Origin of the sequence: Streptomyces sp. AC550_RSS872 (assembly GCF_019049285.1) — a bacterium.
In the GTDB taxonomy this organism is placed as follows: domain Bacteria; phylum Actinomycetota; class Actinomycetes; order Streptomycetales; family Streptomycetaceae; genus Streptomyces.
In genome coordinates this window covers 21,204-44,402 of the sequence record NZ_JAGMUL010000014.1, presented here as the reverse complement: position 1 = coordinate 44,402, position 23,199 = coordinate 21,204, and the positions used below count along the sequence as shown (strand labels likewise).

The 23,199-nt window shown below is 68.7% G+C and carries 20 protein-coding genes and 2 pseudogenes; 8 read left to right on the top strand and 14 right to left on the bottom strand.

Annotation, left to right across the window (positions count from 1 at the left end; all coding sequences use genetic code 11):
- Nucleotides 1-105: 105 nt before the first annotated feature.
- Nucleotides 106-543, bottom strand: a complete 438-nt coding sequence (locus KUM44_RS05085; RefSeq protein WP_217206530.1) for an Lrp/AsnC family transcriptional regulator — start codon at nt 541-543, stop codon at nt 106-108.
- Nucleotides 544-712: 169 nt separating this feature from the next.
- On the opposite strand from KUM44_RS05085, the gene KUM44_RS05080 reads away from it, so the two are divergent.
- Complete coding sequence (locus KUM44_RS05080) at nt 713-1,987, top strand: ArgE/DapE family deacylase (protein ID WP_254389064.1); 1,275 nt, start codon at nt 713-715, stop codon at nt 1,985-1,987.
- A 327-nt stretch (nt 1,988-2,314) separates the two neighbouring features.
- Here the strand turns inward: KUM44_RS05080 and KUM44_RS45070 are convergent, their stop codons facing one another.
- The 8 genes from KUM44_RS45070 to KUM44_RS05040 form a co-directional block, all read right to left on the bottom strand.
- The gene (locus KUM44_RS45070; RefSeq protein ID WP_254389063.1) at nt 2,315-2,491 is read right to left on the bottom strand and encodes a hypothetical protein; all 177 of its coding nucleotides are present in this window, start codon (nt 2,489-2,491) and stop codon (nt 2,315-2,317) included.
- Nucleotides 2,492-3,014: 523 nt separating this feature from the next.
- On the bottom strand, nt 3,015-3,461 hold the full coding sequence (locus tag KUM44_RS05070; RefSeq protein ID WP_217206529.1) for a hypothetical protein: 447 nt from the start codon (nt 3,459-3,461) through the stop codon (nt 3,015-3,017).
- The gene (locus KUM44_RS05065; RefSeq protein WP_217206528.1) at nt 3,458-3,724 is read right to left on the bottom strand and encodes a hypothetical protein; all 267 of its coding nucleotides are present in this window, start codon (nt 3,722-3,724) and stop codon (nt 3,458-3,460) included. Before KUM44_RS05065 ends, KUM44_RS05070 begins: the two co-directional genes overlap by 4 nt.
- A gap of 191 nt (nt 3,725-3,915) precedes the next feature.
- Nucleotides 3,916-5,223 carry a helix-turn-helix domain-containing protein gene (locus tag KUM44_RS47105; protein WP_217206527.1) on the bottom strand — a complete coding sequence of 436 codons (1,308 nt, stop codon included), beginning with the start codon at nt 5,221-5,223 and terminating at the stop codon, nt 3,916-3,918.
- A gap of 64 nt (nt 5,224-5,287) precedes the next feature.
- Nucleotides 5,288-6,475 (bottom strand): FAD-dependent monooxygenase, encoded by a 1,188-nt coding sequence (locus KUM44_RS05055; protein ID WP_217206525.1) that lies wholly within the window; start codon nt 6,473-6,475, stop codon nt 5,288-5,290.
- Between the two features lie 76 nt (nt 6,476-6,551).
- A complete protein-coding gene (locus KUM44_RS05050; protein ID WP_217206524.1) occupies nt 6,552-7,472 on the bottom strand; it encodes a fumarylacetoacetate hydrolase family protein in 921 nt (306 codons plus the stop codon).
- A 64-nt stretch (nt 7,473-7,536) separates the two neighbouring features.
- Complete coding sequence (locus KUM44_RS05045) at nt 7,537-8,619, bottom strand: cupin domain-containing protein (RefSeq protein WP_217206523.1); 1,083 nt, start codon at nt 8,617-8,619, stop codon at nt 7,537-7,539.
- Between the two features lie 95 nt (nt 8,620-8,714).
- Entirely contained in the window at nt 8,715-9,617 is a 903-nt protein-coding gene (locus tag KUM44_RS05040) for a MarR family winged helix-turn-helix transcriptional regulator (protein WP_217206522.1), read from the bottom strand.
- A gap of 548 nt (nt 9,618-10,165) precedes the next feature.
- On the opposite strand from KUM44_RS05040, the gene KUM44_RS05035 reads away from it, so the two are divergent.
- The 6 genes from KUM44_RS05035 (at nt 10,166) to KUM44_RS05010 (ending at nt 17,151) form a co-directional block, all read left to right on the top strand.
- Nucleotides 10,166-11,611, top strand: coding sequence for an aldehyde dehydrogenase (locus KUM44_RS05035; protein WP_217206521.1), 1,446 nt, complete (start codon nt 10,166-10,168; stop codon nt 11,609-11,611).
- A 189-nt stretch (nt 11,612-11,800) separates the two neighbouring features.
- A complete protein-coding gene (locus KUM44_RS05030; RefSeq protein WP_217206520.1) occupies nt 11,801-12,802 on the top strand; it encodes a hypothetical protein in 1,002 nt (333 codons plus the stop codon).
- A gap of 535 nt (nt 12,803-13,337) precedes the next feature.
- Complete coding sequence (locus KUM44_RS05025; RefSeq protein ID WP_217206518.1) at nt 13,338-14,183, top strand: IS5 family transposase; 846 nt, start codon at nt 13,338-13,340, stop codon at nt 14,181-14,183.
- A 308-nt stretch (nt 14,184-14,491) separates the two neighbouring features.
- Nucleotides 14,492-15,280, top strand: a complete 789-nt coding sequence (locus KUM44_RS45060) for a hypothetical protein (RefSeq protein WP_254389062.1) — start codon at nt 14,492-14,494, stop codon at nt 15,278-15,280.
- 27 nt (nt 15,281-15,307) lie between these two features.
- On the top strand, nt 15,308-16,468 hold the full coding sequence (locus tag KUM44_RS05015) for a sensor histidine kinase (RefSeq protein WP_217206517.1): 1,161 nt from the start codon (nt 15,308-15,310) through the stop codon (nt 16,466-16,468).
- Nucleotides 16,465-17,151, top strand: coding sequence for a response regulator transcription factor (locus KUM44_RS05010; RefSeq protein ID WP_217206515.1), 687 nt, complete (start codon nt 16,465-16,467; stop codon nt 17,149-17,151). Before KUM44_RS05015 ends, KUM44_RS05010 begins: the two co-directional genes overlap by 4 nt.
- Nucleotides 17,152-17,696: 545 nt before the next feature.
- Here KUM44_RS05010 and KUM44_RS45055 read toward each other — a convergent pair.
- Both KUM44_RS45055 and KUM44_RS45050 read right to left on the bottom strand, forming a co-directional pair.
- Nucleotides 17,697-19,106: an RNA polymerase sigma factor gene (locus tag KUM44_RS45055; protein WP_254389061.1), complete on the bottom strand. Its 1,410-nt coding sequence runs from the start codon at nt 19,104-19,106 to the stop codon at nt 17,697-17,699.
- Between the two features lie 639 nt (nt 19,107-19,745).
- Nucleotides 19,746-20,124 (bottom strand): annotated as a pseudogene (locus tag KUM44_RS45050) (GNAT family N-acetyltransferase); the annotation flags it as partial.
- A 229-nt stretch (nt 20,125-20,353) separates the two neighbouring features.
- On the opposite strand from KUM44_RS45050, the gene KUM44_RS05000 reads away from it, so the two are divergent.
- Complete coding sequence (locus KUM44_RS05000; RefSeq protein WP_217206514.1) at nt 20,354-20,914, top strand: hypothetical protein; 561 nt, start codon at nt 20,354-20,356, stop codon at nt 20,912-20,914.
- A gap of 792 nt (nt 20,915-21,706) precedes the next feature.
- Here the strand turns inward: KUM44_RS05000 and KUM44_RS04995 are convergent.
- The 3 genes and pseudogenes from KUM44_RS04995 to KUM44_RS04985 form a co-directional block, all read right to left on the bottom strand.
- Nucleotides 21,707-22,165, bottom strand: a complete 459-nt coding sequence (locus KUM44_RS04995; RefSeq protein ID WP_217206513.1) for a hypothetical protein — start codon at nt 22,163-22,165, stop codon at nt 21,707-21,709.
- Entirely contained in the window at nt 22,165-22,689 is a 525-nt protein-coding gene (locus KUM44_RS04990; RefSeq protein ID WP_217206512.1) for a hypothetical protein, read from the bottom strand. Before KUM44_RS04990 ends, KUM44_RS04995 begins: the two co-directional genes overlap by 1 nt.
- Nucleotides 22,690-22,746: 57 nt before the next feature.
- Nucleotides 22,747-23,046: pseudogene (locus tag KUM44_RS04985) on the bottom strand (HAD family hydrolase); the annotation flags it as partial.
- Nucleotides 23,047-23,199: the final 153 nt, after the last annotated feature.

Genomic DNA, 23,199 nt, shown 5'->3' with positions numbered 1-23,199 from the left:
GTGATGTGTGCCTGCGGTAGCCACCGAGGCGACCACCGGTCCGCTGCGTCGGCCCGAGGCCGGCGGACGCCGGCCTCGGCACTCGCGGTGGTCCCACGGTGTCGATCACACACGAGGCCGGTTCAACAGCCGGGAGAGCACGATGGCGCTCTCGGTCCGTTCCACAGGAGCGGTGGCGCGCACGCGTTGGATGGCCTGTTCCAGGTGGGGGATGTCGCCGGCGAGGATGTGGACGACTGCGTCGGCGGCGCCGGAGACGGTACAGGCTTCGACGACCTCGGGGATGGCCTCCAGGGCTTGGCGCAGTTCGGCGGGGGTGGGATTGCCGGCGCAGTAGACCTCGACGAAAGCCTCGGTATGCCAGGCCAACGCCTGAGGATCGACGAGAGCGGTGAAACCGCGGATCGCTCCGGTAGCCACGAGGCGGTCGAGACGCCGCTTGGCGGCGGGCGCGGAGAGCCCGGCCGCCTTGCCGATCTGGGCGTACGTAGCCCGTCCGTCGTGCAGCACGTACCGGATGATCGCTTGATCGATGGCGTCCATGACCTCACTCCAGACGTCAGAACCTGCGGCCCAGCGCAAGAAATGGCCACCAGCCCCCTGACTTTGCAAGAAAACGACAGCAGGCAGCAGCAAATGGCGATTGCTTGCGTTATCCGCCGAACATAGTCTCCGGCTTGTCCTGATGTCACGTGCTGGGAGCAGTGTTGAGATGACAGCAAGCCTGAGCGATGTGGAAGCCTCGGCACTGGCCGCGGTGGACGAGGCGGCCATCGCCCGGCTGCTGCTGGAACTTCTCGCTGTTCCGAGCGTGACGGGGAGCGCCGCGGAGTCCGAGGTTCAGCACGTCCTTGCCCGGCATCTTCAGCGGATGGACCTCGATGTCGACCTGTGGTCCATGAACCTGCCCGAGCTACGTGACCATCCCCGTTTTCCCGGCAGCGAGGCCCCGCGCACCGAGGCGTGGGGCCTGGTGGGCGGCACGGCGCCCCAGGGCGACGGGCCGACCCTGATCCTCCAGGGGCACGTCGACGTCGTCCCTTCCGGAGACCTGGCGCGTTGGGAGGGTGACCCCTTCCGCCCTCGGGTTACCGGGGACGTGGTGCACGCACGTGGAGCGTGCGACATGAAGGCGGGGGTGGTGGCGATACTCGCCGCCCTGGCCGCGATACGGGAGGCGGGCGCAAGGCTGCGCGGCCAGGTGTCCGCGCATTTCGTAGTCAGCGAAGAGGACGGCGGACTCGGGGCGTTCGGCACCCTCCAACGCGGCCACACCGGCGACGCCTGCATCATCACCGAACCGACCAGCGGCGCGGTCATGACCGCGAACGCCGGCGCCCTGACCTTTCGCATCCAAGTACCCGGCCGGGCCACCCACGGCAGCACCAGATACGTGGGAGTGAGCGCCATCGACGCCTACCTGCCCATCCACCGCGCGCTCGCCCACCTGGAAGCCCGCCGCAACGTCGGCGCCGACCCGCTCATGTCCGAATACCCCATCCCCTACCCGCTGTCCGTCGGTACCGTCCAATCCGGCGACTGGGCCAGCAGCGTGCCCGACCTGCTGGTGGCCGAGGGAAGACTGGGCGTCCGGCTGGGCGAGGATCCGGCCCAGGCACGCGCCGAACTGGAGGCGTGCGTGGCCGAAGCCTGCGCGGCCGACCCCTGGCTGCGCTCCCACCCCGCCACGGTGACGTGGCCCGGCGGACAGTTCGCCAGCGGACGGCTGCCGGCCGGGCATCCGCTTACGGCCCAGGTCGCCGACGCGCACGCCGACGTCACCGGCGGCCCGCGACCTTCCGAACGAGGCGCCCCCTACGGCAGCGACCTGCGACTGTACTCCGGGGCGGGCATCCCCACGCTCCAGTACGGCCCCGGCGACGTACGCCTCGCACACGGTCCACAGGAACAGGTCCGCGTGAGCGACATCGTCACCGTCACCCGGGCACTGGTGCTCGCCACACTGCGCACGGTCGGTACCAAGTAGCAGCCCTCAGCCTCACCCCCTACCGGCTGCTTGTGACCCTGTGGAAGTGACCGTTGCGGCGAGCCGGAGGCGGTCGCGGGGGTGGCCGGCGGCGGTTCCGACAGTACGGCAGTCCTCGGCCACCGGCACCGGCCCGAGAGCGATCACCGCAGTCCTCTCATCACGGCCGAACCGCTCACCTGCCTCGTACGTACCCGATCCGCTCACGAAGCCGTCGCCTCTCGGCGGTCAGCCCGCCAACCTGCGCGTACCGCATACCACCGGCCTACCGCAGGGAGCACCCCACCGCGCTGATGCGGTGGGGTGCCCCCTTGCGTCTTCCTCGGATCAGGTCAGACGCAGCCCACGGCTTTCGTACCGGAACCGGTCCATCGCAGCAGCGGCCGCATCCCCGGCCAACCGCTCGATCCTCTCGGGCACCTCGCGCTCGTCGAGGACGAAGAGCCTCCCGCCGAGGCGGGTGGTCGTCTTCCAGCAGACGCCGTCCCGCCCCCCTGGCGGCACGCCGGACGTCCTTGAGCTCGCCCATCTCCGCAAGACCGTCAGCGCCAAGGATCAGCTGCCCGTAGTACCCCTCGTACTCCGGCCTCAGCGCGGCCAGCATCAGCGACTCAAGCCGGGCGACCAGCCTCTCGTACCGGCGCCGGGCCAGTTCGTCTTTCGCAGGAATCTCGCACAGCTCCCCACCTCCGCCCACAGCCGTATGTGTGCCATATATGTGCCGCGAGCACGAAGGCCCTCCCGTCCGATGGACGGAAGGGCATCTGACCAGGCATTTTGCTGTGTCGCGGCAGGATTCGAACCTGCGACACCCGCTTTAGGACTTTTCCCGGGACGAGGCGCTGACCTGCGGAGATGTGGGCCGCAGGGCGTCTGACTGGGGAAACACTCCCCGCAGTTCTCATGTGTTCACAGTGCTTCCCGCTCCCATATGTGCTGGATACGTGCCGGTGGTGCTGTCCGGCATGGGCATGGTTTGCTCGGAGGAGCCGGCGAGTGGTCGGAGTGCAGCGCGGGCGGCGTTTCGTCAGACCTTCTCGACTCGCACGGGGTGCCCCGCGAGGAGTTGATTCATGTCGTCGGTGTCGGAGGTGAAGACTGTTGCCTGAGCTCCCTGCACGGCCTCCCGCCCGGCCACAGCCGCCAGAATGGCGTCGATGGCGTACTTGTGCCCGTGTAGGCCAGCTGTCTTCCGCATGTCGCGCGCCATGGCGATCACCTGATCGTCCGTGTGCACGATGCGGATCCGGGACAGCGTCCAGTTCCACAGTGCCTGCCTCGACGTTTCGCGTGGATCCCATGCCTCCAAGGTCGTGAGCGCCGAGGTGACGATCGGGATGTCGAGCCGCGGAGCCGTCTTGATCAGCGCAGCCATCTCCCGGTCGCCCTGAACCGCCTTGGACAGAGCCTCGGAGTCGAACACGAAGACGCGCTGTCGCGGCCGGTGCAGCTTCGCTCGCGAGGTGCGGCTCACGCGGCCTCGTCCGAGTGTGATCGCTGCTCGTCGTGCCAGCCGTCGATGGCGGCGATGCGGTCGAGTGCTGCTTGCTGCTCGTCGTCTGTCACGGTGCCGTGCTCTTCCTCGAGGCGTTCGGCCAACTCGCGAAGTCGGTCCATGGCGTCCTGATGAGCGGCGGCGGCCGCGATGTAACCGGACACCCCGCGCGCGTCGACGCGCTCCTTGATCGATTCCACAAGCTCTTCTGGCACAGTGATGGTGATCTTCCGCGTTGCCATACTTTGAGTATGCCAGGCCCTGTCAGGCTTGGCCTGGCCGCCTCCTCGAGGCCTCGCCCTGCTCGGGCCGTCCTCCCGACGGAAATATGCAGGTCTGGGAGAGGCGCGTCCCCGGGGCAGGTGGGGATGTGGCAGTCGATCATGGAAGCGGCCCCCGTTCGAATTGAACGGCGGCCAGGGGCTGTTCGATGTCAGTCGGCCTGGGGGCTGTGCCACGTCCCGGCGCCGTACTGGACGGCGAGGCGGAGTGCGAGGTGGATCTTCAGGCGCTGTTCGCTGAGGGGAGCGGGCAGCAGCTCCTCGATGCGGTGCATCCGGTAGACGATCGTGTTGCGGTGCACGTGCTGCTCCTCGGCGGTGCGGATCAGGCTCTGGCCGGTTTCCAGATAGCTGAGGAGGGTGGCCCGGTGCTCGGCGGCGGTCGGGTCGTCCTTGGCGAGAGGGCCGAGCGTCTCCTGGACGTACCACCGCACGCGTTCCAGATCTGCGGAGACCGTGGCCGGCAGGCTGACGGTGTGCCAGTCGGTGACGTCGTCGGGTGTGGGCGTGGCTTCGACGACGCGTGCGGTGTCGAGTGCCTGCAGGTGGGTGCGCCGAAATCCGTCGGTACCGGGTGCTGACGGCCCGATGACCGCGCGGGTGCCGGCGAGCGCGGGCCGTACGGAGGCCAGAGCCTCCCGCTCCCGGTCTCCCGGGCGCAGGGCGCGACTCAGCCAGGCCCAGAGCCGGTCTCCCTCAGCGGTGACCGTGAGCAGGGTGGCGCCGGGCAGCCGGTCGGCGAACTGGGCGGCCACGCGGTTCAGCCGTGGGCCGGTGGCTCCACCGGGCCGCCACAGCACGATGCCCGTGTGGTGGTGGCCGAGGGTGAGGCCGAGGTCCCGCTCGGCGCGGTCGATGTCGAGAGGGCGACGGTCGAGGATGGCCTGGACGGTGGCCCGCTGCCAGGCCGCCCTGCCCTCGGCGAGGCGCTCGCGTTCGGCCAGGTAGTCCCCGACCACCAAGGTGATGGTGCTGTCCATGACCTCGGCGACCGTCAGCGGTACGGCGGCCAGAGCCTCGGCGGGCAGGGTGGGCCCCATGCGGGCCAGCAACTGCTCCAGCCAGAGCCGCTGGCATGCGCGCATGCTGCGGACGACCGTGTCGAAAGGAACCGCCTGCTCGGCGGCGGAGGCCGCGATCTGCCGGTAGGTGTCGGTGACATCGGGCTGGAAGTCGTGGCCGGCGAGTCTGGCCAGGATCTCCAGCAGCAGGGCCTCGCAGGAGCGGTGGATCGCCTGGACCGGCAGGTCGGTACGCTCCGACTCCTTCAGGACGACCGTCCCCAGAGCGCGGGCGCCCCATTCGACGGCCCAGGCCACGGGCCCCGGGCCCAGGACACGAGTGGCCTCCTCCAGGGCGTCCGTGCCCAGGGCGGCACGAGCCGATGCGGCCCTGGGACGCGGCCCGGGACTGAGTGCCGCGATCGCGGCGGCGATGTCACCGGCAGCTGGCTTCCGCACGGCATTCCCTCGCTTCTTCCCAGGTCAAATGTGCTGCGGATCTGGGGTGGTCATCGTATGGGGATCATTCGGAGGCCGGGAGGTACAGCCAGTCCGTGTGGGTGTAGTCGTCGGCGGCGCGGCTGGTGAGGATGTGGTTGCGCAACGTCCTGCCGACGCCGTCGGTGTGCCAGATCTCGCCCCAGGTGCGGGCCGTGGTCTGGCAGCGGGTGGCCCGAGGTATCCGCCCCTGCTCGTACGCGGCGAAGACCTTGGTGAAGTCGTCACCATGCTCGGCGAGCCCGCGGCCGAGGGCTTCGGCGTCCTCCAGGGCCTGGCAGGCGCCCTGCCCGAGGTACTGGAGCATGGGGTGGGCCGCGTCGCCGAGGAGGGCCACCCGGCCGGTGGTCCAGCGGTCGAGGGGTTCCCGGTCGTAGGTCTTCCAGTGCCGGCTCCGGTCGACGAGCGCCACGCCGCGGCGCACTTCGTCGCACGCGGTGGCGAAGCGGGCGTCCAGTTCCTCGGGGCCGCCCCAGTCGTCCTTGCCCTGCTGGAAGGAGTCGCTGTGGAAGACGGCGACTGTGTTGTACAGCTCGCCGCGCCGGATCGGATACTGGATCATGTGCATGCCGGGCCCGATCCACAACACCACGCTGTCACCGTCGATCCCCGAGCCGAGGTCACCCACGGGCATGGTGCCGCGGTAGGCGGCGTACCCGGAACACACAGGCTCGTCGTCGGCGATCAGCCCCCGCACACGGGAGTTGAGGCCATCGGCGCCGATCACCGCATCCGCTTCGTAGGCGCTTTTGTCGGCGCACTCGACCCGCACGATGTCGCCGTCGAGTTCCCGAACGGCTACGACCTCCTTGCCGTTCTCCAGGACGATTCGGTCGTCGGCCCGACAGGCGTCGAGCAGGATGTCGAGCAGGTCGCTGCGGTGCATCACCGCATACGGCGCCTGGTAGCGCTCCCGGAAGGCGGGACCGAAATCGAGCGAGGTCAGGTACTTCCCGGTGAGGGCGTCCATGAAGACGCCGCGCCTGGGGAAGACCGCGACCTCCTCGATGCGCTCGTACAGGCCCAGGTTCATCAGGACCCGGATGGCGTTGGGGCCGACCTGGAGGCCGGCGCCGATCTCGGTGAAGGCAGGTGCGCGTTCCAGCAGCCGGACCGGCCGCCCGGCGCGGGCGGCGGCGAGCGCGGTGCCCATTCCGCCGATGCCGCCGCCGATGACGAGCAGCCCGGTGCGCTCGATGTGGTGGGTCGTCATGGTGTCTCCGTAGGTCTTGGACGGCATAGGCCGTACGTCTGTGACGGCACAGGCCCTACGTCTCAGAAGGCGCAGGTCACTTGCTGCGCTCGGGGGCGGGCGGCGGCACAGGACCACGACCGGCTCCTCCGGTCGGGCAGGGCACCGCACCCTCGGCGGACACCTCCACGGACAGGCGCCCGATGCGGTCCACGGTCAGCTCGACGCTGTCGCCGTCCTCGATCGGGGCGACGCCGGCGGGGGTGCCCGTCGTGACCACGTCACCGGGTTCCAGCACGGTGACGGTGGAGGCGTAGGCGAGGAAGCGCGCCGCGGACCAGATCAGGTCCTGGGTGTTGGCCTTCTGCCGGAGCTCGCCGTTGACGGTCAGCTCCAGGTCCACGTTCTCGGGCGAGCTGAGCTCGTCCGGGGTGACGATCCAGGGCCCCATGGGGGTGAAGGTGTCGAAGGACTTACGGGTGGAGCGGTCCTCGCCGCCGCGCATAGTGATGTCCATCAGGCCGGTGTAGCCGAAGACATGGTCCAGAGCCTGCTCCGGGGTGATGTGGCCGGCGCGGCGGCCGACAATGAGCGCGAACTCGGCCTCGTGGTCGAAACGCCGGTCGGTGTAGGGCAGGCGGACCGTGCCGCCGGGGTCGAGGATCGAGGACGGCGACTTGAGGAAGAAGCCGAGGGAACTGATGTGGAAGGCCTCGTTCATCTCGGACTGGTGGTCGCGGTAGTTGACCGGCGCCGCGACGATCTTCGTCGGGTCGGCCACCGGGGCCAGCAGCCGCACGTCCTCCAACGGGTGGCCCGCGTCCGGGCCGAGCTCGGCCACCAGCTGCTCCAAAAGCGGCCGTACGGTGGTGAAGTGGGTGATCAGCCGGCGGGTGAGGCTGAAGGGGGCCCGGTACGGGGACGCGTCGAGCTGAGCGGTGATCTGGTCGGTGACGTCGAGGACGCGGTCGTGGACGACGATGCCGATACGGTCGTCGTCGAAGCGGGCGATGCGCATGAGAATCTCCTGGCTGGGTTGGCGAGACGTCGGTGACAAGTCGGGACAGGGGCGGGCAGCGGGCTCAACCGGCGTCGGTCTCGGCCCGAAACAGGGACAGGGCCTCCAGAACGGGGGCGTCGCTGACCGAGAACAGGTCCATGGACTCGTCGGCGAGGACGCGTACGGAGGTCCAGGACGGGATGGCGATGAGGTCGCCCGGGGCGAGGGCGTGCGGGACGCCGTCCAGCTCGACGGCGCCCGCGCCGCGGAAGACCGCGACCAGCGCCGAGCCGGTGCGCCGCTCGGCCGACGCGGCGTGCCCGGGCAGGTAGCGGTGCATCTCGCAGCGCATGGTGGGCATCACGTCCCGCCCGTTGGTGGGGTCGGCGAAGCGGACGTGAGCGTGACCTGTCCGCTCGGCCTTCGAACCCGCTTCGGCCAGCTGGTCGGTGAGGGCACGGTCGGTGTCCGCCCACTGGTAGCGCAACAGCGGGGAGTGTGCCGGGGCCGGCGCGGTGGAACCGCCGGGAAGCAGGCCTGGACCGCCGCCGAACCGGCGCTCGGAGGCGGAGCGCCCGGCGGTCGCGGACGGGACCGTACGCCCCTCGCCCGGTTCGAAGCCCGGCTCGAAGAACACCGCGTCCAGCGCCTCGACGAGCGGCAGGTCCAGCGCGTCGAACCACGTCATCGACGTGTCACCGGGGTTGTGGTGCTCGTGCCAGGTCCAGCTCGGCGTGAGGACCAGGTCCCCTGCGGACATGTGCAGTGGGTCGCCGTCCACGAGGGTCCACACGCCCTCGCCCTCCAGTACGAATCGCAGCGCGGCCGGTGTGTGGCGGTGTGCGGGAGCGGTCTCGCCGGGGCCGAGGTACTGCACGGCGCCCCACAGCGTGGAGGTGGCGTAGGGGGCACCTCCCAGGCCCGGGTTGCTCAGCGACAGCACCCGGCGGTCGCCACCCCGGTCGACCGGCACCAGCTCTCCGGCCCGCTCGCCGAGCTCACGCAGTTCCTTGCCGCGCCAGCGGTGGGGCACGGCCTTCACCTTCGGGGTCGGGGTGAGCAGCCCGCTCAATTCCCACAAGGGCTGGAGATCCGTGTGGGCGATGTCTTCGTACAGGGCATCCAGAGCAGCGTCATCGGGCGCTTCGAACCGACATGTTGCCATGTCTGCATCTCCCTTTCTTGGCGATTCTTAGTTCCTGCTAGTTCGTGCAGTTACTAAATTCTTGGAGTGGCCGCATGCTCCTCGCACGGAGCGCTCTACGCTGCGCCCATCCGGTGGAGCAGTGCGAGCAGTTCGGCCCGCTCGTCGTCTGTGAGGTCCTGTGTCAGCCTGCGCTGGACGTCCAGGACAGCGGGCATCACTTCGTACAGCACTCGCAGTCCTTCGTCCGTCAGGGTGAGCAGCTTGCGACGGCCGTCCTGCGGGTCCGGCTCGCGCCGTACCTCACCGCGGGCGATCAGACGCTTGACGATCTCGCCCGCCGGCGCTTTGGCCAGGGCCACCCGTTCGGCGAGGGTCGTCTGGTCGATGCCCGGTTCGCGGGCGAGCCGGTAGAGCACGCCGTACTGAGGCGAGGTCAGCCGAAGTCCCACGGCATCTGCCCAGTAGCGGGTGTGCCGCTGCTGAGCGGCCCGGATCAGGTGGCCGGGGATGTGCGCGGGGTCGGCGGGCAGACCGACCAGCACCGCGCCGGACGCCGTGGAGGTCCAGGCGGCGGGAGCGACACCGGCGACCGTTCGCAGCAGATGCAGCAGCCGGTCGGTCTCCTCGGGCCTCAGGTCCGTGGTCAACCGCAGCTGTACCTGGGCGACCCAGGGTGCCAGATACGTGAACGCGGTTTGTCCTTCGCCGGTGAGCCGCACGGCATTGCGGCGGGCATCGGCGACAGTGCGCTCGCGGGCGACCAGGCCCGCCTGTTCCATCCGGGCCACCAGCTCCGCGACGGTGGCCTTGTCCAGGCTCAGCGCCTCGCCCAGGGTGCGCTGGTCGACGCCCGGACGCATCCGCAGCCGGTGCAGTACGGCGAACTGCGGCGAGGTGAACCCGTCGGGCACCAACTCCTGCCAGAGCCTGTCGTGGACCTGCTGGGCTGTGCGCAACAGGCTGCCCGCGGCGAAGACCGCCTCGTCCGGGAGCGCGCCTGCCGACCCCTGCACCACCTCGCACCGCTCCCTTCGGTGTTCGCCGCCCGCGACGCCCCGGTCCGCGGCAGAGTAGCGGGCCGGCTGCGGGGGAAGCCGGGGGCCTTGCCGCGTCACAGTGCCGTCACCCGTTCCGTACGGCGTTCAGGGTCGGGCCGCATACCGGTGTCGATGGTGACGCTGCCGCCCATGACCCGCGACACGCATACGCACATCCGCTCGCCGCCCGCCTTCGCCTGAGGGTCCGTGACACGAAAGTTCGTGCCGTTACGGCTATTGGTCGTCGATGCGACAGGCGCGTCAACCCCTGGAAACAAAGCGGGGTAAGGATCGGCGGAATTCTGTACCGGGCGTACAACGAGTCGTCCCATCTTTGGATGGCGGGCCCAATCCCCTCGCTGTCGCCCCGCCTCATCGTGAGGTTCTCCAGGTGCGCGCCGGAAACATCGCTTTCACGCCCCCGTACACCTGGCGCTTCTCCTCCCCGATCCGCCCACGGCTGCGCGTCTTTGCGCACCGCACTGTGGCCGCACGGGCGGACCCCTTCACACCGGAAGAGACAGATCATGGACCTGCGTTACGACACTCTCTACATCGGCGGGACGTGGGCCGCGCCCAGCACGGACCGCACGATCGTGCCGGTCAACGCCAGCACCGAGGAACCGCTGGGCCACGTGCCCGAGGGCGCTGAGACGGACATCGACGCGGCCGTGGCCGCCGCCCGCCACGCGTTCGACGAGCCCGGCGGCTGGGCCAGTTGGGAGCCGGCCCGGCGTGCCGAGGCCATGGAGCGGCTGGCCCATGCGATGGAGCAGCGCGCAGACGGCTTCGCGGAGCGCGTCAGCAGCCAGAACGGCATGCCGGTCGTGGTCTCACGGCAGTTGGAGGCCGACTTCCCGGTCGCGATCCTGCGCTACTACGCACAGCTGGCGCGCGGCCTGGAGACGAGCGAGACGCGCACGGCGCTGCTCGGCGGATCCGTGGAAGTCCGCAAGAACCCGATCGGGGTGGTGGCGGCCATCGCTCCGTGGAACTTCCCGCAGACACTGTCCATGCTCAAGATCGCGCCAGCGATGGCGGCAGGTTGCACACTCGTCCTCAAACCGTCCCCGGAGACCGTGCTCGACGCCTTCCTGCTGGCCGAGGCCGCGGAGGACGCCGGGGTGCCGGCCGGCGTCCTCAACATCGTCCCCGCGGGCCGGGAGGTCGGCGCCTACTTGGTCGCCCACCCCGGTGTGGACAAGGTGGCCTTCACCGGCTCCACTGCCGCCGGCCGCGCCATCGCCGAGACCTGCGGACGTCTGCTGCGGCCGGTCAGCCTGGAGCTCGGCGGCAAGTCCGCGGCGATCGTCCTGGACGACGCGGACCTGGACCTGGCGAAGATCGGCCAGGACCTGTTCTCCGCCACCCTCCTCAACAACGGCCAGACCTGCTTCCTCGGCACCCGCGTCCTCGCCCCGCGCAGTCGTTACAGCGAGGTCGTGGACACCTTCACCGCGCTCGTCGAGTCCCTCACGATCGGCGACGCGCTCTCGGAGGCCACCCGGATCGGCCCGATGGCCACGGCGCTTCACCGCGACCGCGTGGAGTCCTGCATCGCCAAGGGCCAGGCCGAGGGCGGCCGCGTCACGACCGGCGGCGGACGTCCCGCGGACCGGGACAAGGGCTGGTTCGTCCAGCCGACCGTCTTCGCCGACGTCGACAACAACGCCACCATCGCCCGCGAGGAGATCTTCGGCCCGGTCCTCTCCGTCATCGCCTACGACGACGTCGATCACGCCGTCAGCATCGCCAACGACTCCGACTACGGCCTCGGTGGCACCGTCTGGACCTCCGACCCCGAGCGTGGCGCGGCTGTCGCCCGCCGCGTCCACACCGGCACCATCGGCGTCAACCACTACCTCCCCGACCCCGCCGCACCGTTCGGCGGCATCAAGGCCAGCGGCATGGGCCGCGAGTTCGGCCCCGAGGGGCTTGCCGGATACCTGCAACTCCAGACCGTCTACCTCTGACCGACCCGGGCGAACGCCGTGCGAGGCCCTGCGAGGTTCAGCGGGCGCCTCGCACGCAGCCCCTCCGCGCGCTCCTGTACGCCGCGTACAGGGGCCCGTCCAGACCTTGGCCCCGGCAACCGATGCCTGCGGCACTGGCTGCCGGAAGGGTGGCGTGCACGGGATGAAAGACCCGGAAAGGACACGATCATGAAGCAGCCGCGCAGGTGGATCGCCCAGCGGGTCGAACAGCTGGATCCGGAGACCGACTACGTGGAGATCTGGCGCCTGACGAGCACCTACGGCCTGACGGACTTCGCACTGAACCTGGTCTACACCCACCTGTTCCCGCACTTCTACGTCCCCCGGCACGGGGCTCAGCCGCTGTGGAACAAGGGGGACGGCAAGGTGGTCGAGCGGGCCACGCAGCGCGTGGAGGACACTGTCCGCAACAATCTCCTCTGGTGGCACTACGGCCCGCACCACCCCAAAACACAGAAGTCGGTGGAGGGCATCAACAAGCTGCACGCCTTCCACGCCAAGCGTTATCCGGGCAACTTCGCCCACATGGACGACTACGTCTACACCCTCTGCTTCAGCGCCGCAGCCCTGCATCGCTTCAACCTCAAACTGGGGCTGCCCGGGTACACCGAGAAGCAGAAGATCGCCGCGCACCGTTTCTGGCTCGAGATGTCCAAGCTCTTCACCGACGAGCACGGCAACACGATCATGGACATGCCTGCGGACTGGGACTCCCTGATGGCCTTCGTGGACGAGTTCGAGAACCGGCCCTGGCCTGAGAACGAGGAGGGCCGCTGGGTCACGCTGGCCATCCTGGACCAGTTCGCCTACCGGAACTTCCCCAGGCCACTGCACGGCCTGGCCCGCGCTCTGGCCACGTCGACGATGCACCCGACCACCTGGCGGGTCCACGGCTTGACCCCGCCCCCCGCACCTGTCCGGGCCCTGCTCCTGAAGACCACGGGACTGGGCCTGCGCATCCAGCAGACCCTACTGCCGGATCCCACGACCAACTACCAGGAAGCGATGGAGGCACAGACACGGCAGGAACGCCGCGACCGGTCCGACGGTATCCGCCGTCTCGACGAGGACTTCTCCACGTACTTCCGCAAGCGCCACGGCCTGCCCCCGCGCGGAGCCTCCGCGGAAACGGCGGCCCAGGTCCCCGCCGAGACCTCCTTCACCGCCTGAACACTGAGACCAGTTGCCGCACATGCGGCGGCAACGTTTCACGTCGAGGAGCCGCGCCCCACCGCAGCCGACGGGTGCGGCTCCTCGACGTCCTGGTGACGGGTGCCCTGCACATTCGGCGCTGCTGTCCTGCGACGTCACCAGAGCCTGCGCGCGGAGAGCGGGTATTCGCCGACACCAGCCGATGGGCAGACCTGCCCGCGACCGAACTCGTCCGCGCGGCAGTGGTCGAAACGGTCGGCGTGTTCTTTCGCCACGAGCGGTTCCTGCGGGCCGTCGTCCTGCAGCTGGGGGACGGGTTCGTCGGCGTGGTCCTGAGAGCGGCCAACGCCATCACGCACCCCGACACCGAGACCGCGGGGAGGAGTTTCGGAGATCAACTCCCCGTCCGCTCACGCAAACGGCCCCGGACGAGGAGTCCGAGGCCGAGTAAGAACCTCCCTGGGTGAGAAACCCCAGTTAGAGGGCGTCTGAAAAGCCCGTCAGCGGGCAAGTTGCCTGGTAGCGGGGCGGTGGCGCAATTCCGGGGGCTGGGGTGTGCGGGCTGCGTACCCGTTACTCGACGGATCTGTCCGATCCGGAGTGGGAGATCCTCCGTCCGTTGGTTCCGGCGGTCAAGTCCGGTGGGCGACCGGCGAAACACACGCGGCGGGAGATCCTCGACGCGTTGGCGTACTGGCTGCGGGCCGGCTGTGCCTGGAGACTGCTGCCGCATGACCTGCCGCCGTGGCAGACGGTCTACTACTACTGGCGGCGATGGCAACAAGAAGGCGTGTGGGAACGGATGCTGACGGCGCTGCGCGAACGCGAGCGGGTGCAGCTCGGCCGTGATCCCACGCCCAGTGCGGCCATCGTGGACAGCCAGAGCGTTCGGGCCAGTGAGCGTGGCGGCCTGCACGGGTACGACGGCGGCAAGAAGGTCAGCGGCATCAAGCGCCACCTGCTCGTCGACACCCGCGGCACCGTCCTGCTGGCCTGCGTGAGCCCGGCGAGCGTCGGCGATCGCGACGGCGCCGTGGTGCTGTTCTCCCGGGCTGCCGATGCCTTCCCGCGCCTTCGGCACGTGTGGGCGGACCAGGGCTACCGGGGCGCCGACTTCCACACCTGGGCCCGGGAAGCCACCGGCCTCACCGTGGAGGTCGTGCAGCGCCGCGACGGTGGATTCCGCTCGACCTGGGCTCGGGTGGGGGAACCGCCTCCAGCAGTGCCCCTCTTCGCGGTGGTCCCGCGGCGCTGGGTGGTAGAGCGGACGTTCGCCTGGCTGGGACGGTGCCGCCGCCTGTCGAAGGACTACGAGTACCTTCGCGTCTGCTCGGAGAATGCCATCTACCTCGTCATGGTCATGCTCCTCGTGCGGCGCATCGCAAGATCAGCCCGCTGACGGGCTTTTCAGACGCCCTCTAGGAGTTTTCCTTGCGTAGGGCTGTGACCTGCGAAAACGTCGGCTTTGGGGTGTCTGGCCTTGGGAAACACCCCTCGGTAGTTCTCAAGTGTTCGCGGGCTGTCCCGGCCTTATGTGTGCTGAGCGCGTTTCGTAGGGATGCCTTCCTGGCAAGGCGTCAATTGCTCATGCATCGAGCGAAAGTCGCTGCCTGTACAGGTGGCCCGACGGGTCATACCCAGGTCTGATCCCGCAGTTCAGCTCCTGGTTCGACGCCCCGCAGGGACGGCGAGGGCATCGTCGTCCGCATGACGAACCCGACGACATCCATGACCACCCCGGTCACAACGATCGGTGTCCGACTGCGTGGCGCGCTGCCTGTGGAGCGGTGGGAGGCCACCGGCTTCCCCGGACGTTGGGTGGGCGGCGCCGCCATGGTGCTCGGCCCACTCCTGATGCTGACCGGCGCGCTGCTGCGAGCCCGCTTCCACTTCTTCTTCCCCGACCAACTCGCCGCGTACGACCGGCACCCCACCCTGATGGCCACCGCATATGGCCTCTTTGCCGCAGGCAGCCTGCTGCTCTGGCCCGCTGTGGCGTTGGTGGCCGCACGGATCGGGGTGCGAAGTGCCGGCTGGGGTCTGTGGGGCGGGGCCCTCGCGATGTTCGGGCTGTTCGCCCGCGCCTTCCACGCGGGGGTGGACCATCTGGCCTTTCAGCTGGTGCGTTCCCAGGGAGTCGGGGCCGCGACCGAAGCGGTCTCCGCCGGCTACGGCGCCTTCCATGTCTTCGCCACGCTGAATTTCGCCATTCTCGCCGGGTGGGTGGTCCTTGCCCTCGGTGCCTGGCGCACCCGGGTGCTCGGCCCGGTCCGCGCTGCCGCACTCGGCCTCGCCGCGGCACTGCCCCTCGGAGTACTCAAGGGGACCACCCCCCTGTCGCTGGTGGCCCTGGCCGGACTGTGCGCCGCACTCGTGCCGCTGGGCCTGGGGCTGCTGCGCGAAGCGCCCCGCCCCAGCCGGTCGGCGGTGCTGCGCTGGGTGCCGCTGATCCTGCTGACGCTCGGGCTGATGGTGCTGCTGGGACAGGCCGGTTGAGTGCACGCGTACAGGTACGGTCGGGCCATGAAGCCCAAGGGGCAGCGCCATCTCTACGCCCTCGATCTCATTGCGGCCCTGGCCCTGACCGCCGTGTACGTCGGCTTCGCCAGGATGACTTCCGACGACGGCCAGCCCGCCTACACAGGGCCTCCTTGGCTCGGCTGTCTGATCGCCGCCACGGTCGGCCTGCCGATCGCCGTACGCCGCCGTTGGCCGCTCCCGGTCCTCGTGGCCGTACTGACCGCCCTGGCTACGGCATCGCTCCTCGACATCCCCCGTGAGCCATACGCCGCCGCGGGGCTTGCGGCCTACCTCGTCGGACTGGCCGAGCCTGCCCGCCGGTCCGTGCCCGCCCTCGCGGTGTCGCTGCCGGTGGCGTGCGGTGCTGTCTACCTCGGCGAGGCGGTGGTCACTCCCGCCGAAGACTGGCAGGGCGCCGTCGGGGTGGCCGGGCTCGTGCTCCTGGTGATCGGCGGGTCCTGGGGCGCGGGGTTCACCGTGCGCGGCCGCCGGGCCGAGGGCGCCCGGGAACAGCGGCGCCGGGCGGAACGCGCACTGGACGAGGAGCGTCTGCGGATCGCCCGCGAGCTGCACGACATCGTCTCGCACAACCTCAGCCTGATCGCCGTCAAGGCAGGCGTTGCCGGGCATGTGGCGGAGGCCGACCCGGGGGAGGCGCGGGCCGCCCTCAAGGTCATCGAGGAGACGAGCCGTTCTGCGCTGGCCGAGATGCGCCGTACGCTCGGCGTGCTGCGTACCGAGGGCGCGCCCTTGGGACCCGTACCGGATCTCGACCGGATCGGCTCGCTCGCCGCCGAGGCACACAGGGCGGGCGTGGACGTCGACTTGTCGGTGCACGCCACGGAGGGTCTGGCCGAGGGGACACAGCTGACCATCTACCGGATCGTCCAGGAGTCCCTCACCAACGTGGTCCGGCACGCTGCCCCGACCCGCTGCCAGGTCATCGTAGAGGCGAATGCGCGAGAGGTCCGCATAGATGTCGCGGACGAGGGACCACCGTCCGTACCCGGCAGGACCGTCCGCGAACTACCGGGCGGTCATGGCCTCTTGGGGATGAGGGAGCGGGCGATGATGTACGGCGGCAGCTTCGAGGCGGGGCCACGGCCCGAGGGCGGCTTCGCGGTATCCGTCCGCCTGCCCGTCGAAGGGAACCAAACAACATGACCGACGTGACTCCGGTCCGGGTACTGATCGTGGACGACCAGGCGATGGTGCGCGGCAGCTTCCGGGTCCTCGTCGACCACACGCCCGGCATGACGGCCGTGGGCGAGGCTGCGAACGGAGCGCAGGCCGTCGAACTCGCCCGCAGCGGACGGCCGGACGTCGTGCTGATGGACGTACGCATGCCGGACTGCGACGGCATCGAGGCGACCCGGCAGATCTGCTCGGATCCGGCCCTGTCCGGCGTCCGCGTCCTCATCCTCACCACCTTCGACCTGGACGAGTACGTCTACGCCGCCCTGCGCGCCGGCGCCGCGGGCTTCCTCCTCAAGGACACCCCGCCGGCCGAGGTCCTCACCGCCATCGGTGTCGTCGCCTCAGGGGAGGCGCTGCTCGCCCCCTCGGTGACCCGCCGCCTGATCGCGGAGTTCGCCCGCCGCCCAGAACCTGCCCGCCCGCCCAGCCGCTCGCTGGACGGGGTCACCGACCGGGAGCTGGAGGTCCTTGGCCTGATCGCGCGAGGTCTGTCCAACACGGAGATCGCACAGCACCTCCACCTGAGCTTGGCCACGGTCAAAACCCACATCGGGCGGCTACTCGCCAAGCTGCGTGCGCGCGACCGAGCCCAACTCGTGATCGTCGCCTACGAGACCGGGCTCGTGGGCGGCCGCCGATGTGGAGGGTGATGTTCACAGGACCGATGGCTCGCATCAGAGTCCCGAGGCGCACGCCTCATGTGTGCTGCGAGATCAAGAGGCCCTGCCGCCCAATCGGACGGCAGGGCCTCTGACCTGCTGCTTCTCGGTGCCCCCGGCAGGATTCGAACCTGCGACACCCGCTTTAGGAGTTTTCCTTGGGTGGGGTGTGACCTGCGGAAGCATCGGTTGCATGGCGCCTCGTCCGGAAAATACCCCTCCATAGTTCTCACGTGTTCGCGGAGTTTCCCGGCCTCATGTGTGCTGAATCCGTTCTGCTGGGGCGCCTGTCCACCGACCGCACGGCGAACGTGGTCGCGACGCCGTCTGATGCGGAGTTGCGGGCTTTCGGGGGCTCGGGGGCTCGGGGGTCCGCTCGTGCTGCCAGGAGACGGTTGGCCCGGTCCAGTTGTCGCTGCCCTTGCCCTTGCCGTTCGACTTGGCAGTCAGTACCTGGTCGCGATTCCCTTCGCCGGGACGGCAGGTTCATCGTTTCGCTCCCGGCGCCGTCGCTGATCGCATAGGCGCTCGCGCCGCTATTTCCCGGTAAGTCCCAGGTAGCGCTGTATGCCGCGCTGGGCCTGGCGGTCGATCTGTCGTGCTGTCGCCGGACCGACGCCGAGGTGGTGGGCAGCTTCGGTGATCGAGCGTCCGTGGAGGCGGGTCAGCACGGTAAGGTCCCGCTGCCGTTCGGGAAGGGCATCGATGGCCTGGAAGAGGCTGAGCGTCTCTTCCAGTTGTCCGACTGGATCCGCTGACTCACGCAGCGCGATGGTCTGGAAGGCCGCCGAGTCGACGAGGCTGTGGCGTCGGCCGAGCGACTGGGCAAGGCCGAGGGTGTGGTGCTTCATCACCTGCCAGGAAGATGCCGCCGCGCTTTCTGTCTTCAGCACCTCCGGCCAGTGTCTGAGCAGCTCCTCGAACGCCGCGTTGACGGCGTTCTCGGCATCGGCTGCGTCGCCCAGGTACGTGTGCGCCCAGTCCAGATATGCCGGCGAGTGCACTTGGCGGAATGCCTCGAATGAGACGCGACCTCGCTCCACCGCGGGGAGCACGGGGTTCTCGCGTTCGGAGTCCTGGGCATCGTCCGAGGAGTTGTCCGCCGTGACGTCCGAGGTGGAGGAGTTGTCCGGCGGGTTGTCCAAGTGGAGCTCGTCGGCGAGCTGATCGAGACGGTCGGCACGGTCATCCAGGTGACGCGCGGCCTTGATGAGCGCCACATCGATGTCGTCGGCTGTGCCGTTCCACGAGTCCTGCACATCGGGCGCCGTGGTCGGCAAGGGTGCGGAGTCATCCATGTCCGGTTCGGAACAACCCTCATCGCGGAGACGTTCGAGTTCCTCCCTCAGGAGACGTACTTGTTCGCCTGCCTCTTCGGCGAGTTGATCAGCCTTCTGACGCTCGGCGCGAGCACGCTCCAGTTCGGCCTCCGCCGTGACCCGCTGCTGCTCACTCCGCGACAGGCGCTCATGCGCCTGTTCCAGCTCAGTGTGTACGGACCGGGAGGAGCGCAGACGGTCGCGTTCCCGGGCCAGAGTGGCCACGTCGCGGTGCAGCTTGTCCACCATGGCCAGCAGCACGAGCACCATCTGGTTGGCGTCATTGCGCTCGCGCTCCAACTGGGACGCACGTTCCATCGCCCGTACCAGCTTGTCGGAGACCGCAAGCGATCTCTGCTGCACGATCACCAGCTCTGCTTCAACCGCGGAGTTGCCAGTTCCTGTACTACTGGAAGCCCTGCCCGCGTGCTGCCGGGCAGCCTCTGCCTCGGCAAGAAGCCGATCCCTGCCCGCAGCGTTCTTCGAGCAGATGTCTGCCAGGGCCTCGACAAAGTCATGCCGCAACCCGACACCCGCCAGACGCTCGCTCACTGTCGATCGGCTGGGGATTCGTCCGTCGGTGAAGTGCTCTGACGTCAGCTTCCGCAGAACGTCGTCCACCCGCATGCCCGCCCCATCCAGCCACTGCCTCAGTACCTGAGCCACAGCGTTCGCTTCATTGGACGGCCCTTTTAGCGGCCCCCATGGACGGGTCCGTCGGCCCTCACCGGTCACGCAATCCTCCTGCTCGGCGAACAACCCCACTCTTGTCCGGGCTTATCCAGACCAAGGACCGAACAAGTAGACCAGGCCCGGTTCACCCCAGGAGATTGAAGTCGTCATCAAGCCGCAACTGGCCACTCAGCCTCAGCCATTCGGGAGTCCGAACGATGAACGCCCTCCGGCACGCCTTCGATCTCGCTGTCCACGGGCTGCTCACGGAGCTTCCCGCCCAACTCGTCACAGCGGCGGTGGCAGCAGCCACAGCCGCTGCCGTTCGGGCATGGAGGAAGCGACGTGCTGGAGCTGCCACTGAGGGCAAGGCCGCCGACAGGCACGACACACGTCCTTCTGCCAGCGCATGACCGAGGCATCGAGGCCGGCGAGACGATCAGGGATGAGCGCCTGGCACCACCCCGGATTCACCGTCGGTTTCGTCCAACTGGGCCTGCTGTGCCGCTCGTTCTTGGTCACCGGTCGACCCAAGCGCGCGGAGTCTGTCCGGGAGCCACTGCTGAGCGTGCATCAGCTTGTCGGTGGGGCCGGTCAGCGGCCGGCGCGAATCATCATGGTGAGCACGGGCGAGGCCGGTGATGGCTGGCTCTGGCCGATGTCCTCGTATCCCCACGACTTGTAGAGCGCGTGGACGTTCCCGCGCCGGCGGCAGGGTTGACCATGAGCGTCACGAACGGCTCGTCGCGAGTGACGAGGAGCCGTCATGGACACGACGGGCAGCGCCGGTCTTCCGCCAGGCCGGCCCGATGCCGACCTCCTGCGGAGCCGCGGCGGATGCTTGGTGTCCATGTCGGTCGGCGCCGGGCTGGTGCGAGGCCAGTGGCGGTCACCGCGCTCGATGGCGGTAGGCGTAGCCGACCGGATGTGCGTCCGCGTACGCGACGACGGCCACGAAGCCCGGCTCGGCGCCGCACGGCTGTGGCGCGGACCGCAAGGCGTCGTGGTGCGTGCTGACCTTCTGGCAAACGCTTCGGTGAAGGCGGGTGAAGGAGATGGTTGGTCGGCCTGTGGTTGCCGGAACCTGCCTAGACTCTCGGATCATGTCGATCTCCCCCACATCTGGTCCCGCCCCCACCGCTACAGTCATTCACTACGCCCAGCGCGTCGCCCGACAGGGATTTGTGCTCGGTGGGATCTTCATGGTGATCGGAGTCTGCTTCGTGGTCCTGGCGGTGATCATCACTGCCGGGCTCAACGGCAACGACCCCCAGCCGGTGGGACTCGTAGCACTGCTCTTCGCGACCATCGGCTACTCGGGGTTCAAGCTCATCCGCTCGGCCCTTGCGCTCCGCCCGCAGGCCGTAAGCATCGACGACACAGGGCTGTGGCTGCGCAACAGCGCGGGGCAAAACGTCATCCGCTGGGACATCCTCGTCGGCGTTGCCGTCCACTGGAGCGAGACCGACCGGGGTGTCAGGCAGTACTCGATCGAGCTGTGCCCCGGCGGCCCGATCGACCGGGACGATCCGGTCCTGTGGGGCCTGGTCCGCGACGAGGAACCCATTCACCCCGGCCTCCCGCGCCTGCGCTATCGCTTCGCGACCACAGGCGAGTACGCCAGGTACCGGGAGCCCCTGGTGGAGGCGATCCGGAAGTACGTCCCGCACCTGTGGCTCGGCGAGGCGCAACGCGAGCCGGGCCACTGCGGCTCCCCCGACCATGAGGGACACCGGGAGCGCACCGCAGGCACCGTGCGCTGAGCTGCGCGTGTGGCACGGCATCTGTAACGACGAAGGGCCAGCCTGGGAGGAAACCCCTCCTGAGCTGGCCCTTTGTTCTGTGCCCCCGGCAGGATTCGAACCTGCGACACCCGCTTTAGGAGTTTTCTCTGATCAAGGTCGTGACCTGGGGAAACTCCGCCATGACCGCGTTTGACCTGAAAAACATGTCTCGGTGGTTTTTGCAGGTTCCCAGGGTTTCCCGGCTCATGTGTGCTGAATCCGTTCCGGGCCGACTGGGCGACCTCGTGCCACAGGTCGCGGGTGCGCGCGGCGTGGCCAGGGGGAGGCACAAGACGCGGAGGAGTACGCGCCCGTGTGGTGGATCATCACCCCGTTCACGGGGCCCCAGTTGCCGTGCTGGTCGCGGTTGTGGGTGCGCCAGGATCCGTGTTCGACAACGCCAAGTCGTGCGTTCTTGAGAACGGACAGGAACTTGTCCGCGGACAGAGGGGTGGCCACCTTCGCTTCACCTTCACCCGATGCGTCAGGGGCGGTCGGCCGTGCCCGGGGCCGCCGGACCGGTCCCTCGAGGACGAAGGGCACTTCGCTGCCGGCGGAGAGCCGTCCTGACAGCGGCCGGAGTCTTAAGGAAGCCAAGCGTTGTCTCAAGCGTCGCCTGGCCGACTACGTCTGGCGGGTCATGCTCACCGATGAACAGCGCAACCGCAGGCTGTATCAAGCCGGTTGACAGATACAGAGCCACCCCGGGTTTGATGGAGGCTCCGGCCTGCCCCGCGTTGGGCGGATGCTCACGGGGGCTTCGCCAAGGCGTCAGCTGTGGACGGTCTGCCTCACACCGTCCTTGTCGGTGATGTCCACGGACATACGCCACCTCGTCCGCTTGTCGACCGTGACGGTGATCTCACTGCCGAACTTTCGGCCGTTCAGATCCTTCGCCTTGATGCTGGCACCGTACGTGGCGTCGTCGTGGCAGTCGCCGACGTCGGCATTCAGCGCCGTCCCGTTACGGACCACGAGACCCCCTGCGGGTCCGAGGCAGGTATAGCGCACGCCGAGTTCGGCGATCCGGTCGGCAGATACAGGCAGTTTGACCGTACCGGGTCCGAGGCGGCCAGGTTTCTTTTCACCGCCGTCGGGGTGGTCCGGATCGGACACCCGTGGGACGGCCGACTCGGTGGAGGTGGGGGCCGGGCGGGGTGCGGCGTTCTCGCTGCATCCGGCGGCCAGGACGACGATGACCGGCAGTACGGCCAGACGTGTTCTGCGCATCAGTTCGTTCCGTGCCAGGTTTCGCGACCCTCGTAGACCAGCCGCGCTTCTCCGCTGCGTATCACCCTGGTGGTGCAGTCGGGCCGCGTCTCGTTGTAGTTCCACTTCGTGTACTTGACCTTCACACCCGCGTGCAGGTAACCATGCCTCATCGTGTCCGGCACCTTCCACGACCACGTGTAGGTCGAGCTGTTCGTCCACTGCCACGCGAAATGGTAGTCGAACTGCGCCTCCGCCTTGGCGAAGACCACCTTCGCTTCGCCCGAGATTGATCCGCCCACGGTGGACGTCGTCGTCTTTCCCTTGTGGAAGGTGATGCTGATTGTCGTACCGCTATCACCTCCGGATCGGGGTTCCATATCCCTGTAGTAGTTGCGGCTGCCGGAGAAGTCGTATCCCCGGTCCGGCGGACACACCAGGGGACCGACCCCCGCGCGTGTGTCCGCCGACGCGGGTGCGATGCCTATGCCGGCGAGTACGACGGTGGCGCAGCCGGCTGTGATGATCCTGGGCGCGAGGCGCACGTGATTCCCCCTGATTTCCTCGGTGAAAACGACCGAACAGGCCGCCGATCACCGACCCTATGTGGCAACTCTGTTCGACGTAAGCGCAGTTGAGTGAAACCTGAGGCTTTCAGCGCAAAACCCGGTACACACAAGGCTCTCCACTCGGAAGGTGGGGAGCTTCTCGGCTTCCTCGCTTCGCCACCGGATCGTCGCCCAAGGGCCACGGTGGACCAGCGCGGCGTGCATGCCCGGGGCGACGGCCGGGCAAAGGTCGTTGTCGACGCGGTCGCCAACGTAGAGGATCTCGTCATTGCAGAACGGAGTGACCTCGGCGACGCGCTCGAAGAACAGCGCGTTCGGCTTGCTCGCGCCCCAGGGGTTCAGCGCCTGAGCAGCGAGATTGCGGACCTTTCGGTTGGCCGGCCACTTCGTCAGCCGGGTAGCGCTGGCGCCGCGGGCCGATAGAAGAATGTGCGTGGCGCAGAGTTGACCTTGACCGGATCCATGACAGCTGGTCCGCCTATTACG